The 15,750-nt window shown below is 46.2% G+C and carries 16 protein-coding genes; 7 read left to right on the top strand and 9 right to left on the bottom strand.

Features of this window, described 5'->3' with window-relative positions:
* Positions 1-44: 44 nt before the first annotated feature.
* Together H6995_11255 and H6995_11250 are read right to left on the bottom strand one after the other, a co-directional pair.
* The gene (locus H6995_11255) at positions 45-701 is read right to left on the bottom strand and encodes a hypothetical protein (GenBank protein ID MCP5215574.1); all 657 of its coding nucleotides are present in this window, start codon (positions 699-701) and stop codon (positions 45-47) included.
* 86 nt (positions 702-787) lie between these two features.
* On the bottom strand, positions 788-1,219 hold the full coding sequence (locus tag H6995_11250) for a hypothetical protein (GenBank protein ID MCP5215573.1): 432 nt from the start codon (positions 1,217-1,219) through the stop codon (positions 788-790).
* Positions 1,220-1,531: 312 nt separating this feature from the next.
* On the opposite strand from H6995_11250, the gene H6995_11245 reads away from it, so the two are divergent.
* On the top strand, positions 1,532-2,686 hold the full coding sequence (locus H6995_11245) for a glycerate kinase (GenBank protein ID MCP5215572.1): 1,155 nt from the start codon (positions 1,532-1,534) through the stop codon (positions 2,684-2,686).
* 196 nt (positions 2,687-2,882) lie between these two features.
* Here the strand turns inward: H6995_11245 and H6995_11240 are convergent, their stop codons facing one another.
* Together H6995_11240 and cueR are read right to left on the bottom strand one after the other, a co-directional pair.
* Positions 2,883-4,043: a permease gene (locus tag H6995_11240; protein ID MCP5215571.1), complete on the bottom strand. Its 1,161-nt coding sequence runs from the start codon at positions 4,041-4,043 to the stop codon at positions 2,883-2,885.
* Position 4,044: 1 nt separating this feature from the next.
* Positions 4,045-4,437 (bottom strand): Cu(I)-responsive transcriptional regulator, encoded by a 393-nt coding sequence (gene cueR, locus H6995_11235; GenBank protein MCP5215570.1) that lies wholly within the window; start codon positions 4,435-4,437, stop codon positions 4,045-4,047.
* Positions 4,438-4,625: 188 nt separating this feature from the next.
* On the opposite strand from cueR, the gene H6995_11230 reads away from it, so the two are divergent.
* Positions 4,626-5,009 carry a DUF3775 domain-containing protein gene (locus H6995_11230; GenBank protein MCP5215569.1) on the top strand — a complete coding sequence of 128 codons (384 nt, stop codon included), beginning with the start codon at positions 4,626-4,628 and terminating at the stop codon, positions 5,007-5,009.
* A gap of 18 nt (positions 5,010-5,027) precedes the next feature.
* Here H6995_11230 and H6995_11225 read toward each other — a convergent pair whose 3' ends face one another.
* Together H6995_11225 and H6995_11220 are read right to left on the bottom strand one after the other, a co-directional pair.
* Positions 5,028-5,954, bottom strand: coding sequence for a rhomboid family intramembrane serine protease (locus H6995_11225; protein MCP5215568.1), 927 nt, complete (start codon positions 5,952-5,954; stop codon positions 5,028-5,030).
* A 28-nt stretch (positions 5,955-5,982) separates the two neighbouring features.
* The gene (locus H6995_11220; protein ID MCP5215567.1) at positions 5,983-6,753 is read right to left on the bottom strand and encodes a DUF364 domain-containing protein; all 771 of its coding nucleotides are present in this window, start codon (positions 6,751-6,753) and stop codon (positions 5,983-5,985) included.
* Between the two features lie 96 nt (positions 6,754-6,849).
* Between H6995_11220 and H6995_11215 the strand changes: the two genes are divergently transcribed.
* The 3 genes from H6995_11215 (at position 6,850) to H6995_11205 (ending at position 11,598) form a co-directional block, all read left to right on the top strand.
* Entirely contained in the window at positions 6,850-7,239 is a 390-nt protein-coding gene (locus tag H6995_11215) for a hypothetical protein (protein MCP5215566.1), read from the top strand.
* A gap of 137 nt (positions 7,240-7,376) precedes the next feature.
* Positions 7,377-8,405: an efflux RND transporter periplasmic adaptor subunit gene (locus H6995_11210; protein ID MCP5215565.1), complete on the top strand. Its 1,029-nt coding sequence runs from the start codon at positions 7,377-7,379 to the stop codon at positions 8,403-8,405.
* Positions 8,406-8,454: 49 nt separating this feature from the next.
* Positions 8,455-11,598, top strand: coding sequence for an efflux RND transporter permease subunit (locus H6995_11205; GenBank protein MCP5215564.1), 3,144 nt, complete (start codon positions 8,455-8,457; stop codon positions 11,596-11,598).
* Positions 11,599-11,602: 4 nt separating this feature from the next.
* Here H6995_11205 and H6995_11200 read toward each other — a convergent pair whose 3' ends face one another.
* Both H6995_11200 and H6995_11195 read right to left on the bottom strand, forming a co-directional pair.
* Entirely contained in the window at positions 11,603-11,821 is a 219-nt protein-coding gene (locus tag H6995_11200) for a hypothetical protein (protein ID MCP5215563.1), read from the bottom strand.
* Between the two features lie 150 nt (positions 11,822-11,971).
* The gene (locus tag H6995_11195; GenBank protein ID MCP5215562.1) at positions 11,972-12,253 is read right to left on the bottom strand and encodes a pyrimidine/purine nucleoside phosphorylase; all 282 of its coding nucleotides are present in this window, start codon (positions 12,251-12,253) and stop codon (positions 11,972-11,974) included.
* Positions 12,254-12,371: 118 nt separating this feature from the next.
* Between H6995_11195 and H6995_11190 the strand changes: the two genes are divergently transcribed.
* The gene (locus H6995_11190; protein MCP5215561.1) at positions 12,372-12,686 is read left to right on the top strand and encodes a DUF2288 domain-containing protein; all 315 of its coding nucleotides are present in this window, start codon (positions 12,372-12,374) and stop codon (positions 12,684-12,686) included.
* A 38-nt stretch (positions 12,687-12,724) separates the two neighbouring features.
* Here H6995_11190 and H6995_11185 read toward each other — a convergent pair whose 3' ends face one another.
* The gene (locus tag H6995_11185; GenBank protein MCP5215560.1) at positions 12,725-13,042 is read right to left on the bottom strand and encodes a DUF3301 domain-containing protein; all 318 of its coding nucleotides are present in this window, start codon (positions 13,040-13,042) and stop codon (positions 12,725-12,727) included.
* A gap of 362 nt (positions 13,043-13,404) precedes the next feature.
* On the opposite strand from H6995_11185, the gene H6995_11180 reads away from it, so the two are divergent.
* On the top strand, positions 13,405-15,681 hold the full coding sequence (locus H6995_11180; protein ID MCP5215559.1) for a serine/threonine protein kinase: 2,277 nt from the start codon (positions 13,405-13,407) through the stop codon (positions 15,679-15,681).
* The last annotated feature ends 69 nt before the right edge of the window (positions 15,682-15,750 follow it).

The raw sequence follows: 15,750 nt of genomic DNA, 5'->3' as shown, positions 1-15,750 counted from the left end.
TCTGATGCCATCATGAATTGTTTGCCTGTGCTTAAAATGGCCGACTAAAGCCATTGAATGGCTAACTGATTGATTTTTTTCGCCAGAATAGCAAAGAATTGTGGCTCCTTTAAGCAGGCATTATTGATTTCAATGGTTGCCATGCCGTCTTCCACTGCCGTTTTGGGGCGAGTTTGCGATTTAGCGATCAGCGCATCCTCAGTACGGTAAACGGTAAAGAGAAGTGTAGGGTCAATATCCAGATATACGGAAGAACCAAAGCGGGCATCAACCAGAAATTCCGGGAGGAGTTTACCCTGTGAGTCGGCGAATAGGTCGAACCAGACTTTCGGTGCAATGTCGTACGCAACAATTGGCTTAGAATTTTGCTCATCGGTGCTACGGTAGCGCCCGGTTAAGCGGTCAAGGCGATACATTGATTCAAAGCCCAGGCTTACCGCAAGCCCTTTCCATCGTAAAAAACTGGCATCAAGCTGCCATTGATCGCCGTATATTTTAAAATTTTCCTTCTTACAAAAATCACCGGTACGTAACACCGCCAGATACTGTTGATCAGAAAGGTGCACAAACGCTAGTTTGGCGATGGGGTGTTCAGCGTTGAACCGGTCGTAGATATAAAAGGGTGCCACCAGGACGAGAACAACAAGCGTTATTGTTGGTAATAGCACAAGCCATTTAAAAATCTTTAAAGTCTTGCTCATCAAGTGCGTATTCCCATGATGATCGCTAATCTTTGGCGGGGGTTTTTCTAAGTATAGTGCAGCTTCGAATCAGAGGACAATTCGGGCTAATTAGAATCGCCCGGTTTTTTAAATCGCTCAAGGTCATCCTGTTCCGCATCGATATTCTTAATTTCGACAAAAACAATGCGCACGGTAGTATCGCCGACGTTTTCGCCATAATGCTTATCTACTTCACCAAACCAAGTTGCAGCACCTGCTTTTTCCTGCACAACAAATGATTCGCCTGCCGCTGTAGTAATCTTTAGAGCGCCGCCGGACAGAATGTAAGAAACCTTGGCAGGGTGTGTATGCCAGTTATCCCGCTCTCCCGGTAAAACCTGATATTCGACCACGCGCACATGCTCATTTTCCAGTAGAACTTTATATGAGTTAGGAGATACTTCGGTTGGATCGATGGCTTCGGCCTGTGGTGCTGCGAGTAAGTAGGGGTAGATTAATAAAAGCGTTAACGTTAATAGATTTTTTAGAGAATGCATTTTCACGACGCTCCGTTTGTGAGACTGGGGAGGCTAGGTATATCACTAACAAACTAGGTTTGGAATGATTTTACATAACGGGTTGATATAATTTCACTTTTTCAGAATGAATTTTAATTACTCCGCACGAAACAGGGGTTGTCATAAAACCGGAGTTAGAGGTACCGCATCAAAACGGTTACACTTAAAGCATTATGAGCGGTTTGATCATGATGGCCTCTCCGGTGCGAAGTATGACATTCGCAATCAGGAGTGGTAGAGACATGACAGCAACACTATGTCCAAATATTTTGTGGATCTTCTGGCGGAAAAATGAAAATCGTTATTGCGACGGACTCGTTTAAAGGCAATCTCACTTCATTACAGGCGGCGAACGCAATTGAACAGGGTGTTCGCCGTGTTCTACCGAAAGCAGCCTGTCGCAAAATACCGGTGGCCGACGGTGGCGAGGGAACAGTACGAGCACTATTGGATGCAGTAGGTGGTAAATCAATTCATAAAAGAGTGATGGGGCCTGCGGGGCAGGCCGTCAGAGCCCATTATGCAATACTGTCTGACCAGAAAACCGCTGTCATCGAAATGGCGGAAGCTGCCGGCTTGCACTTAGTGGATGACGCAACTAGAAATCCTTTAAATACAACCAGCTTCGGTGTTGGTCAGCTAATTATCGCTGCCATCCAAAATGGCGCAAAGAAAATAATTGTCGGGGTTGGTGGTTCGGCAACGCTGGATGCCGGGATGGGTATGGCGCAGGCGCTTGGTGTCCGTTTTTTCGATGATGTGGGAAATCTTATTGAACAACCGGGTTGTGGGGGGTTGTTGAGTACTGTAGCAGGTATTGATATTTCCACCATTCATCCTGCTATTCGTAAGATTAAAGTCACTATCGCTAGCGATGTTGAGAATCCGCTCTTTGGCGAGGAGGGCGCCGCCTACGTCTATGGTGCTCAAAAGGGTGCAACCTTAGCGATGCAAAAGACATTAGATTTTAATTTAAAGCAGTTTAGTAAGCTGGTGAATACGGAATTGGGACGCGACGCCGGAGATATCAGCGGAGCGGGTGCTGCCGGGGGGCTCGGTTTTGGTTTAAATGTATTTGCTAAGGCGAAAATGAAAAGTGGCATTGAACTAGTAGCCCAACTAACCGGGTTAAAAAGGCATATCTCAGGCGCGGATCTGGTGATTACCGGTGAGGGGCGTATTGATGCGCAAACGGCATTTGGTAAAACGCCGATCGGGGTGGCGAAAATCGCCCGCAAACTGAAGGTGCCAGTTGTAGCCATCGGTGGAACGCTGTCTGATGATAGCAATGAGCTGTTCCAAATTGGCATCGATGGATTAGAAGGAGCTGTGGTGCGGGAGATGTCATTGGCTGAAGCGCTGAAAAACTCAGAAGCTTATTTGGCTAATGCAGCGGAACGAGTTATACGCTTGTTGTTAATCGGACAAAAAATGCGCAACAGATGAAATAACGAGATATGAAAGAATTGAGATTCATCTCTGAGTAATGTTCGAAAGGAATCGATTAATTCCGCAGAGGGTATTGTGAAGGAGCTGTGACCAGAGTACGTACAAAAAGTACCTGGGAAGTAGCGCAATGCTGTTCTCCCCGCTCAGTTAGCTGGCCAACACTTAAGGCAGTTATTGATAACCTCGGTCAATACTAGCTTGAGATATTCAATAGCCAACCTACCATTACCACCTGAGGTACTGTGATTAAGGGAAGAAATAAAGCAATTCTCCAAGAGTGGGTGGTGTCTTTAATCGACATGATCTCAGTATAGTCTGTAGCGACGCCAGTCATTAGAAAGGCGAAACTATTACCGGGAGCATTAGCGCGAAGAATAAGATCGGCGGCGATAGGTGTGGAGCCTTCCGAGCAGACTTCAATAATTGTCGCTGCAACCAGTGTTAACCCCAGCCCCATCATGGTTGGGCCGAACAGGGTTTGGTATAACTCCAGGTCGATAAATGCACGAATCGTAGAAGCCAGCACCACACCGAAAAACAACCAGCGTAGTACCATCTGTGAGCCTTTCACCCCTTCCCAGAGTATTGTGCCGAGAAGGGCAGCGGATATGTCTGTCTGCTTCCATTCGTTGCGTGCCTGTTGCCAAAACTGAAAGTCCTTGGGTAAGTTTGGCTGCTGCCCATTGTGAGGCAAAGTGCCTTTGGCCACGAGTTTGTCAAAAATCCGCCCGGAAATTAATGCGATGGCGGCGGAGAGTAAAATAAAGGCCAGTGTCCAAGGGAGGCCAATAAGGGCAACCAAAATAATGGTGAGAGATAGCGAGTTCCAGGGGCTGGCGATCAAAAAGGCCATGACTTGGCCAAGGCTTGCACCGCGCCGATAGAGCTGCATGCCGACCATCAGAATGCCGTGGCTGCATAAATCCAGTAACAACCCAGCCAGCGTCGCCCGAAATAGCCCACGCCAGGTGTTGCCAATGCCGAGTGCTGAAATGACGAATGATTGTGGTATGCGTCCTAAAATACCGACAAATACGGCAGCCAGCACCATACTCCACCACATAGTGTTAATCAGTGAAAAGACGGAGTGGCTCATGCTGGCGAGCCAATCGATCTTTAATGAATGATCGAAGCCGAGATAGGTACCGTAAAACAGAATAATTAAACTTGCAGAAATCCAGAGTAACCAGTCTGTTTTTTTGGCTTCGCCACCACAGCAACTTTTTTGCTCTGTGGATTCGACGGTTTTCGAACCGGTTTCAGTGGTGCAACAGCTTGATTTTGGTTCAACTGGTACAGAGCCGCAGCAGGATTTGGGTTGATCCGTTGCTGGCGTTGAATGGCAATCTGACATACTAACTTTCCCCTGCTAGGGTTTCGATAATCGCGCAATCTGGGCCCTCATCGCCCGCACAGCGGTCGGCTAAATCGAGCAGTGTATTTTGCATGGCACGAAGGTTGGCCACTTTCGCTTCGATGTCCTTTACTTTTTCGACCACCAGGGATTTGACATGCACGCTTTGACGTTCAGGGTTGAGATAGAATTCTGACAGCTGTTTACATTCTTGAAGACTGAAGCCGACCTGCCGCGAATGGCAAAGGAATCGCATCAGGCTAACGTCCTTAGCGTGGTAATCGCGATAGCCATTGTTACCCCGTTTTGGTGGATGTATTAGTCCAATGCTTTCATAGTAGCGTATGGTTTTAGTCGTTAGCCCCGATTGTCGTGCAGCTTCACTGATATTCATCGTATAATACCTGGGTGTTAGGACAGGGTGGGTTAGTTATAGTCTAATCATTCCCGTAACTGGAATGTCAAATAATTCGAAAATAAGCGCAGTTTGGTTTTTGTGCATTTAATTTCGAGACACAGAAGCCATTTTCTTTATCGCACAAAGGGGCGTATGAGTGCCCCTTGTTAGAGGGAGATATGGGAATGTTCGATCTCAACCCGGAAACCGTTCGATTTATTATCAGTAAAGCTCACGAGTTCCAAACCGATAGTGATGTTAGTTTTGTGGAGGATACGCCCAGCCCATTTGACTCAGAGGTACTAGAATTTCGTGGAGTTAACAATAACAGTACGACGAGTCAGGAGTTTGGCTCGATAATCAATGACTTGGAACCCGACCAACAGCAAACCTTGGTGGCGTTGATGTGGGTTGGTCGTGGTGATTTTAGTATTGATGAGTGGGAAGATGCACTGTTACAGGCGCGCTCAAGTTGGACCTTGCATACAGCTGAATATTTGCTCGCAACCCCGCAATTAGCGGACTACCTGGAAGAGGGGCTGGATTTGCACGGCTATGAGGAAGAATAAGTTAGGTTCTTAGATTAATCAGGTATGGACATTAATCTGTCGAATATAGCTCGGTCGCATTAACCAATAAATTAAACCGATTAACACGCCGGACAGGGCGCCACTCACATGAGCAACAAAATTCACACCTGCACCGCCCACTGTTATCAGGCTGTAGATATCCCAACCCACATACCAAGTTGCCAGGATAAGCGCCGGTAAGCTAAAGAAGCGTACCAGCAACAAAAACCAGAAAAAGCAGCGTATTTTAATTTTCGGTGCTAGCACGGCCAACAATGCCATCATTCCCATAACGATGCCGGATAACCCTAGCGTGGGCAAGGCGGCTTCAGTCGTTCCAGCGACGCTGAAACTATAGGCAAGCCCGGTAGAGATGGACATACCTAAAATAATAAAAATAAAACTAAACGAACCAACAATTATTTCCACCGATGCGGCAAAGGCGTAAAAAAATACCAGGTTAAAGATCAAATGTCCCCAGTCTCCGTGGCTAAATACGGCGGTTACCATGCGTTTGATCTGTAACTCCATCGGATTAAACTGGAGTTCTTCTGTGAGGTTGGTGGGCACCATTTTATCAAACTCAGCATATCCTTTTTGCAAGTGATTGAGCATGTAATCCAGTTCGGCCTGGCGGGATTTAAAGAGATTTAGTGGTCTAGCCTGATCGACCAACGCTTGCATGGTGGCGCTGGCGTCCTTTGATTCTCGAATAGATAAATATACATCTTCGCAGGGCGAGCCGGAATGCTGACCGGTGATGTTCCGCAGCACCACGCGTGTTGGTCGGTCAATACTTTTACAAAAACTGGAGACTGAGCGTTGATAGTCGGCATAGGAGGTTAGCTGTTGCAAGAATACAGTAATACAGAGGATGCATACAGCTATGGTTAGCAGTGGTATGCGATGTAACTCCATATCGACCCGATAGGGGAAAAAGATCATAGTGGTTTATCGTCTCAAGCCAATGTGATTAATCGTAACGCTGTGTGTTAGGACCAATAACTAAATTCACTTTGTCCACTGCCTGCTTAAAGGCAGGGGTTCCTCCTCCCTCGCTCACAATCTGCAATAGCTTTTCGGCGTTTTTTGCAACCACACCGGAAAGCAATGTGACGGGTGTTTCCTCAAAAACATCCCGACACAGGGGAGTGGAAGTCCCCAGGATAATGACTGCGCGACAATTAGCGGTTAAAGAGAGCAGTCGATCAATGCTGCCATTAATAATAGCAGTTGCTGTAATAAGGGCCACTTGGCATTTGGGTAGAAGCTCCTCTGTCATCGCTAGCCCCAGAATACTTTCATCAAGACGAGCTTGTCGCTCAAAGATATAAAGCTGTTTGACACGTGGCCGGATATCTCGCACCAAGGGAGAGAAATTGCCAATCATGCCGACTTGGTCGTCGGGGTAAAATTGAATTTGTTCAACGGCTGGCCCAGGCACATAAGCATGATGCGAACTGTTGAGTAAGGCATTGGCAGTCGCCAACGCAACGGCGGAGGCTATCAGGTTGTCGGAGTCGAACAGAGAGAGTAATTCCTTAGCTGGGCGGCCAGCGATTGTTTGCGAGGTATCAAAAACAGAGCAACCACCCGTTAGACTATCGCAAAAGGTATAGGCGAGACCCAGTTGGCCGTTATCCAATTGTACAGCGGTGTAGCAAAGGCCAATTCGAATATCTTTCACCTTCAGGTCGCCCGCTAGTTGTTGTGCCGTATCCTTAAGTTTGGTTCTTAATGCCATAATTGCATTCCAGAGGTTAGAATTCGCAGTAGAAATATAAAGCCATAGCGTTAGAGCTTAACGTAAAGCGTTTATTAAACAAATGTAGGGTAGCCAATGAGCGATAAAATGTGTTGTTGGAAGTGTGGCGCGCTATTAATTGACCTTATTCTGCCTATGTCACGGCGTGAAGAGTGCGCATCCTGCGGAGCCGACCAGCATGTCTGTCGACTTTGTCGTAATTTCGACCCGCAGGTGTCTGATCAATGCCAGGAAGACAGGGCGCCGGCAGTAACCGACAAGGAAAGCGCCAATTTCTGCGATTATTTTGCACCTCGGCCTGGAGCATTTAAAGCGAAAGATTCAGATCCAGAGCGAGCTGCACGTGTACAATTGGCGGAATTGTTTGGGGATCAATTGCCTGAGCAAAAGGAAGAGAATCAATCTTCAAAAGCAAGAGCACAAGTCGAGTGGGAAAAACTGTTTGGGCCGGATAATCAGCAATAAAATGAAGTGTTTACTGAAAACTTATGCTCTGCCTATGATCAAGCTTGCAATATGAAAGTAAAAATTGGATCATGATCGACCTCTTCGTTGTGCGAATGTTTGCACGAATCACAAAATGACTTTGTGGCTTTAATGGCATGTGCGTAAAAAAAACCTCCTGTTATCTTATTTCTTCTTTAATATGTTGTTTGTTAGCGCAGCCAGGCTTGGCGCAGCAGGAAACGGCAGTTAAGACCCTACCTCTCTCAGAAGTTGCACTCTATCCTGAGCATTCTGCACCGGCGACAGTCATTAGTCTCAATGAGCCGGTTGTTAGCGCACAGATTAGAGCACGAGTAATCAATATCCCGGTGCGGGTGGGAGACCGGGTTGAAGCGGGCGCGCTGCTGGCAGAGCTTGATTGTGCAGATTATCAGCTTGCGACTAAATCATCCAATGCCAGGGTAGGAGCGTTGGATGCGAGGATAGCACTGGCTAAACGCCGCGTTGCACGGACCGAAAGCCTGCTGAAAAAGCAGTCTATTTCCGAGGAAGCGCTGGATGAGCGGCAGGCCGATTTAGCGGTATTGCAGGCCGATTTACGTGGGGCGCAAGCAGAGCTGGAAGTGGCCAAATTAAACGAATCTCGATGTCAAGTTGTGAGCCCGTTTCGGGCGTTGGTGATTGAGCGGCAAAGTTCCGTGGGAAACTATGCTGATAATGGCCATCCCTTGGTAAAGATTACTGATTTGGAAAAACTTGAGGTATCGGCGCAAGTTATTACTCAGGATGCTAGCTATCTTGGCTCAATAGATAAACTCTACTTTGAACAGGCTGGCCAACGTTATCTATTAAAACTTAGATCGATAGTATCGACGATTAATAGCGCGACTCGCAATCAAGAGGTGAGATTGGTGTTTGAGCGAGAAAGTGCCTTGCCTGGTGCTGCGGGTAAATTATATTGGCGGGATGTACGACCGCATGTGCCCGCTAACCTGTTAGTAAAACGTGATGGACAGCTTGGCGTATTTATCATTCGTGATGGCCGTGCTCAATTTATAGCCACTCCCGATGCTCAGGCGGGCCGTGCTAGCCCGGTCGATCTGCCGATCTTGACACCACTGGTGGTGGAGGGACATCTAGGACTGCGCGATGCAGAACAGATCGACCCAGTGGGTGATTCCTAAGCATGTTGATGATGCGTCAAATTAATAAACTGGAGCTGAGCGAGCAAAGATGAGTTGGTTGCAGCGCCTGCTCAGTAATCATGTGCTGACCAATCTTAGTTTCGGGTTGGTTTTGGTATTAGGCTATTTGGCTTATCAACAATTGCCTCCTGCGCGCGACCCTGAAATTAATTTTAACTGGGTAAATGTCATTACCATCCTGCCGGGTGCTTCGGCAGAAGATATCGAACGACGTATTACTGATCCTCTAGAGGACGCGATCGCTAGCGGGGTTTCAGATATTAAATTTGTCACCAGCACCAGCCGAGAAGCTATTTCCAATATTCTCATTCGTTTTAATCAAATCGATGAGCGTACTTTTGATAAACGCTTGAGTGATCTACGTCGAGAGGTGCAAAATACTTACAATGATGAGCTACCAAGCGAAGCGGAAGACCCAATTATTTATGAAATCACCAGTTCGAGCGGATTTCCGGCTGCTACTGTGGTGGTTACAGGCGTCGGAGCGGACGAGAATTTACGCGTACAGGCGCGCAATGTAAGAAAGGACCTGGAGCGCCTCAAAGGGATTGATAAAATCACCCCGATGGGGTTGGATGACCCTGAATTGCATGTCTCCTTTTTCCCTGAAAGATTAGTGGGTTTAGGTATTACACCGGCAGATCTGAGCGATACGGTACGTGCTTATTTTCGCGACGTATCAGGCGGTGATATTGATACCAGTGAGGGCCAGTGGTTGGTGCGATTAGCGGGTACCAGTGCTAACCCTGAGGTCATGGCGAATTACTCGGTAATCACTGCGCAAGGCGTCGTTGCGCTCGGGGCCTTGGCGGAGCTGTCGCGATCGACAGAGGAACCTTCCGAATTGGTATTCTATCAGGGCGAACCGGCGGTGATGCTACCAATTGTTAAAAAAGCCAATACCAACGTTATTGAATTAGTGGAACGGGTGCAGGCCTATATCGACCAGCGCAATGCGCTGAGCGAAAACACAGGTGTACGTCTAACGCTGGTAGACGATCAAACCATTAGCACCAAAGAAGCACTGGCGTTGATGCAAAACAATGCCCTGATCGGCCTTTTGTTAGTGCTATTGGTAACCTGGGTTTTTTTGGGGAATCGTATTTCGTTTCTGACCAGTATCGGTATTCCTTTTACGTTAGCGGGTACTTTTCTATTTCTCAATATCATCGGTATGTCGCTGAATAACATGGTGTTACTGGGTGTCGTCATTGCCCTTGGTATGTTAGTGGATGATGCGGTGGTTGTGGTTGAAACCATGTACCGCAAGCTGCAGAACGGTGTTGAGGGTATTGCTGCCGCAATTGAGGCATTAAGAGAAGTTTTTGCGCCCGTAACGACCTCTGTATTGACCACCATGGCGGCTTTCCTGCCATTGATGTTGTTGCCCGGCATCCTGGGTGAGTTTATGAAGGTCATTCCCCTCGTGGTAACTATTGCGCTTGCAATCAGCCTAATAGAAGCCTATTGGATGCTGCCTGCTCACGTTAGTGCGTCGGGGAAATACGCCAAAGCGGCCACTAAAACCTGGCGTGACCGTATGACCCACAAGGTGAAGTTACGCTATACGCGGTGGTTGCTCAAGGCCCTACGGCATCCGATTATTTCAATAACTTGTTCGGGTGCAATTTTTATTTTAGCGATCTTAATTTTGGCTTTTGGCCTGATTCGCTTCAACTTCTTTGAAACCGACCCGTTGCGCCTGTTCTACGTAAATGTGCAGACAGACAGTGGTACTTCGCTGGAGGAAAACGGGCGCATTATACGCGAGATTGAAACCCAAATGCTGGAGGTCATAGAGCCTGATGAGCTGAGGGCAACGCTGGCCTATGCCGGACAACAAATGACAGAAACGGAACCGTTATTTGGTAATAATGTCGGGCAGGTAATGGTTAGTCTCAATCCGGCACAACATGGATTCCGATCCGTGGATGAAGTGGCGGATGCGGTACAAGAAAGGTTGCAGAAAGTGGAGGGTATTAAATCACTCTCTCTGTTACGTATGAATAATGGCCCACCGACGACACGGGCCGTCAGCGTCAAGGTGCGTGGTGATGATTTTGCCACCATCAAAAAGGCCGCTGATCGTTTAAGTCAGTTCATGCAATCGCAGGGTAATTACAGCAACATTACTCTGGATTATCGAGCTGGCAATCCAGAACTAGTGCTGAGGCTCAATGCGGATGCCATTAAACGAGCGGGACTAAACCCGAACACGGTCAGTAGAGTGATGCAAGCCTATGTTGACGGAGAGATTGTCACGGACTTTCAAGACCGGGGCGAAGAGGTGAAGGTGCGTGTCGTAGCAAAACAAGATAAACGCGCTGGCATTGATGCACTCTTGCGCCAAACCTTGTCATTACCGCAGGGGGGTGCGGTGGCTCTTGGTGATCTCGTGATACCCAAGTATGGCTTAGGACAACACAATATTCGGCACTATAATTTTCGCCGAACTATTACGTTGGAAGCAGATATTGATAAGGAAGCAATCAATACTGTGCAAGCGAATCAACTGATTGAGGATGAGTGGCGCAGGATTAGCGGCGAATTTCCCAATATCAATTTGGATTTTACCGGTGAGCTTGATGATATTCAGGAATCTCTTGATGCCATTTGGATGCTAGCGTTACTGGGTGTTGGTTTAATATATATCATTCTTGGCACCCAATTTCGTAGTTATTGGCAACCATTGATGGTGCTGACCTCTTTGCCCTTGGCGATTACGGGGGTTATTTTGGGGTTATTTGTGACTAATAACCCTCTCAGTCTTTATACACTCTATGGTGTGGTGGCGTTGATGGGCATCTCGGTAAATTCAGCAATTGTCCTCATTTCAGCTGCCAATGAGCGGTTAACGTCTGGTATGAGTTTATTGCATGCGACAGTCTATGCGGCAAGAAGACGTGTTATTCCGATTCTGATTACTTCTCTGACCACTATTGCCGGACTTTTTTCTCTGGCGGCCGGGTTGGCGGGGAAATCACTGATTTGGGGGCCGGTAGCAACAGCTATTGTGAGCGGTCTTGCCGTTTCAACATTGCTGACACTTTTTGTGATCCCCCTTATTTTCCGAACTTTTATGGGGTTTTCAGTCGCGCACTTATGGCAAAGAGCGCTCCGTCTTTTCAGAAAACCTGCTTTACGGCCTAACAATAATAACTGGCCCGACTAGAAGACTAGGCGCTTTGCGCTAGTTCCTGCAATAATTCCATACCAATAGCGGCAATAACCTGCTTTTGTGTCTCGTTCGGAGCACTATTCAGGCTCTCTTGCATATGCTGAGCAAGAGCTTTCGTTTCGCAATCACAGACAAGAATAGTCACTTTTTGCGCTGTTTCGGCAGTTAAGCGATACCAGCCATCGTCATGTTGGTGTACGGAAAAGTGCATTGTCATGGTATATATCCCCCGTATTTATCAAAATATAAGGTTAGGTATAGCAAAGGATATGCCGGTTTTCATTTAAGATAGAAAATAATTGGGCTCAGGATGCGAGCCCAATGGCGAATCAGCCAGAAAAAAATGGTTGCCAAAAATTAGCTGGAACTATCCGTACGTACAGAGGTATGCGGTATCGACAGCGACTTGAAGTTGAAAATGCTGATTTGCTGCTACCTCAAATTGGTCGCCAGCGTTAAAAGTCTGCCAGTCATCGCTTTGTGGTAGTTTAACGGTTAATGCGCCACTTATGACTGTCATGGTTTCTTTTTTGCTGGTGCCAAATTCATAATCGCCTGGCGCCATCACACCAACGGTCGCGGGTAGCGAGTCAGTTTGGAAAGCGATAGATTTTACCTTGCCATCAAAGTATTCATTCACATTGAACATACTCTTTTAGTCTCCTGGAAATAGTGGGCGCGCGATTATAGCAGGCTAGTTCATAAAGGAGGAGATCGTTATAATCCCTCCCTCATCCATTTTCTCATTTATTGAAAAGTTATAACCAATGTCAGAGTCTAGCAGTCACGAAGAAGCCACCATGGCGGAGGTCAATGCCCAAACCGCCAGAATTAGCTGGCAGGAATTACAGCGTTTTTTCGCAACAGGTAATTGTGTTTATATTGCACCAGAATTGGATTTAGTGATGGTTGCTTTGCATTTTGCCAGGGACGATGTCGCGCAAATAAAAAGCTGGATGGAACGTGATTTGCTGATGAAAGTCTCAGATAAGCAAGCGAAAATCTGGTTGGCAGAAGAAGCTAAACTTTGGACAGTGGTGATTAAACCTTGGGTATTGGTGCAGCAAGATAAACTCATCTAATCAGGTTGAGATTCAATTTTCTCCCCTACAAACAAGCACTATATTTTGTGCGCATCTAAGTGGATATTCTGGCAATGACGACCATGCATAGTGGTGAGCTCCTGATAACGCTCGTCACCTGTTGAAGCGAACTCAAAGCGAAATACTCTAATGAAATTAATATGGCCATTACTGTCACGTTTAATGGTGACTCGATTCAAAGCAATACTTTCATCTAGCATTTGCAGATCCATTTTTTGGCAGTAGGCTTTTGTTTGCTGTAATGCAGTCTGCTTGATGCCATAGGCATGCCACCAATAGGAAAAGCCCGATAGAATGACGAAAGTCCATAATAAATGGCTTAGTTCAAGGTACACGAAAAATCACTTTTTTAGAGTTGGTGGGTCAGTAGTGGCGCTAATGTCTCACATTGCTGTTAGAAGTGAAAGGTGATTAAAATGAAACGTAATGGCGTCAGATAAATTTACAAATTGTATTTTTTACTGACTGAACACGCCCATAATTATTCAATAGTTAAGCCGAAGCCATTGTAAAATAGAGCTTTTTTTTCGTCCGGCATAGTTATTGCTGTCAATATATACTTAGTGTGTTGATAAATATCAGAACTCACTTTAAGGAATTTTTCAGAGGTTCCTGAGGTCGAGTATAAACCTGGGGTGCGCAAAGTATGTCCAGATGAGCTTTGCGAATACCGACAGGAACAGAACTAAAGGTTTAAATGGATATTTCAGGCTATAAAATAATCCAACCCATCGAGAATAGTGGTGCGGGATTCGTATATCTCGCGACCCAGTTATCTTCCGGGCGAGCGGTCGTAGTGAAGTATCTACCGAAATCGCTGTTAGATCATGCCGTGCTGAATAGATATCTCAGTCGGTTTGATAAGGAGGGAGAAACTGCTAAGCAGGTTTTTCATCCTAATATTGCTGAAGTTCATGAGGTCGGGCAAAACATTGAGGCGCTGTACAGTGTTGTTGACTACATTCCGGGGGAGAGTCTTGAAAAGCGCGCTTCAAGTATGTGCTTATTGGACAAAATATATGTGGTGAAGCAGTTGGCTGGCGCCTTAGATTATTTGGCACAGCGTAAAATTGGCCACTACAACATCAAACCTTCAAATATCATTCTCTCATCAGAAACCAGCCAAGCAATGCTGACGGACTTTGGCTTCGCTCGGGAAATGTATCAAAATGCTGAGTCGCTATTGCAGGATAAATTACTCGAAACAGCAGATTATGCGAGCCCAGAACAGCAGCGCAGGGAGTCGTTGGATGCGCGAGCAGACCTCTATAGTTTGGGCGCGGTCTTTTGTTTTTTACTAACAGGAAAAGCGCCCTTTAAGTACGGTTGTGAGGCGGTTGGTTCTGAGCAGTTAGGGGCTTCCTTCGTGCAATTGCCCAATGAGTTGTCGGTTTTTCAAGAGTTTGTTGATTATGCCTTAGCGAAAATGCCGGATGAGCGTTTCCAGAGTGGGCGCGAGATGATTGATGAACTGGAAAAAATAGACGATGAAATAATTATCGCTATTGATGGGCATTCAGTTGAGTCGGCAAAGGTCTCAAAGAAAACGCCCCCCGTACAGAGCAATGTGTTCTCGTTATCTCATGCGGCAAAGAAAAAACAGCGGGAGACCTTTGAAAAGCTGTTAATGCCCGACACTAAAACTGGCGCCACTACACCCACCCGGAAGTCTAAAAACGAATGGGACGATGTCCCACCAACAGAATTTACCAATAGTTACGAGTATATTGAAAGCCTTAAGTCAGGGAAGCATAAAGGCAAGAAACGAGCACACGAAGATAAAAATATTCATGAGACCATTGCTAAAATCACAGCGCCTTCTCAACCGGTAAAAAATGAAAGTCAGAAAAAAAGTGGCGCGGATAAGCCCCTGCGGGCTGTTGAAGTAGCGAATACAAATGTGAAAGTTAAGGGCGATTCAGGTGTTGATGGAATAAAAAACATTACTCCCGCTCTATCCGAAAAAACAAAAACAGCTAGCTCGGTGCCTCGGCAGACGAAACCTCCAGCAACCGATAAGCCTTTGCCGCACAGTGAGCTAACCAATAATAAAAATAAGGTGGTAGATAATCAGGAGATTCCGTCCAAAGATGCCTCAACATTGAATAAAAACCCCTCTGTTAGTCCTGATTCGGTAACAGCTGGGGTAGAGATAGAGCGCGATGATCTATTGAAGGAAAATGATTTTGTTGATATTCCACAGGAAATATATCAAACACTCGCAGAACAACCTTGTTCTTCCTATGACTATGCGCCGAAGGTGACAAAGAAATATTTATGGCGGTCAGTTTTACTTATCCTACTGCTGTTGGCTAGCGCGGTTATCTATTTTAATTATTCGCGTGAGGAAAAACCAAAGGAGTTGGGCGTTCAGCAAATTCAGGGTAATGAACAGGTTGGCCTGAGTTTTGATTATTTTATTTTTAAAACCCGTGACCGGTTGGAAATGCTTCAAAATAAGCTGCGAGAGGGTATTTATGACATCGTCAGCGGTAAAACAAATAGCTCTGTCGTGAAGGATAATACTGAGTCAAGCCTTTCTTTTGTCCCAATAAAAACAAAATCTCCATTGACGCTCATGACTATTGATCAGCATGATAGTCAAATTACGGATGAAGTGCTGGACCTTGTGATAGTGCAGGAGCAGCGAAGGACGCAAAAACAAGAAAGGATTGATTGGCTTCTTGGGCAAGCGCAAACCCTGAAGAAAGAAGGTAAGTTACTGTACCCGGCCGATCACAACGCAGTGTTGATTTATAAAGAAGTACTAGCGCTTAATCCAGAAAACTTTATTGCCATAACGGAAATGCAGAGCATCAGAAAGGAGATTATCGAGCAGATAAATTTAATGTTGGAGTTAGGCCATTTTGACGCGGCAGATGCTTTGTTGACGCGAATAAATATTTTCTTTAAGCCTGCTCCGCCTACTGGCGACCTCGCGCTGCGCATCAGAGAGCAGCGCCAATCAAGATAGCGCTAATATACGTTTGTTATTAGCCTCGCTAATTTGACTAGTGTACCTTCACGAGCTTCAGCACACAGT

It is taken from the genome of Pseudomonadales bacterium (assembly GCA_024234615.1).
Taxonomy (GTDB): Bacteria; Pseudomonadota; Gammaproteobacteria; order Pseudomonadales; family IMCC2047; genus JAJFKB01.
Note: the sequence above shows the minus strand (reverse complement) of the source record. Positions and strands in the feature narration are given on the sequence as shown.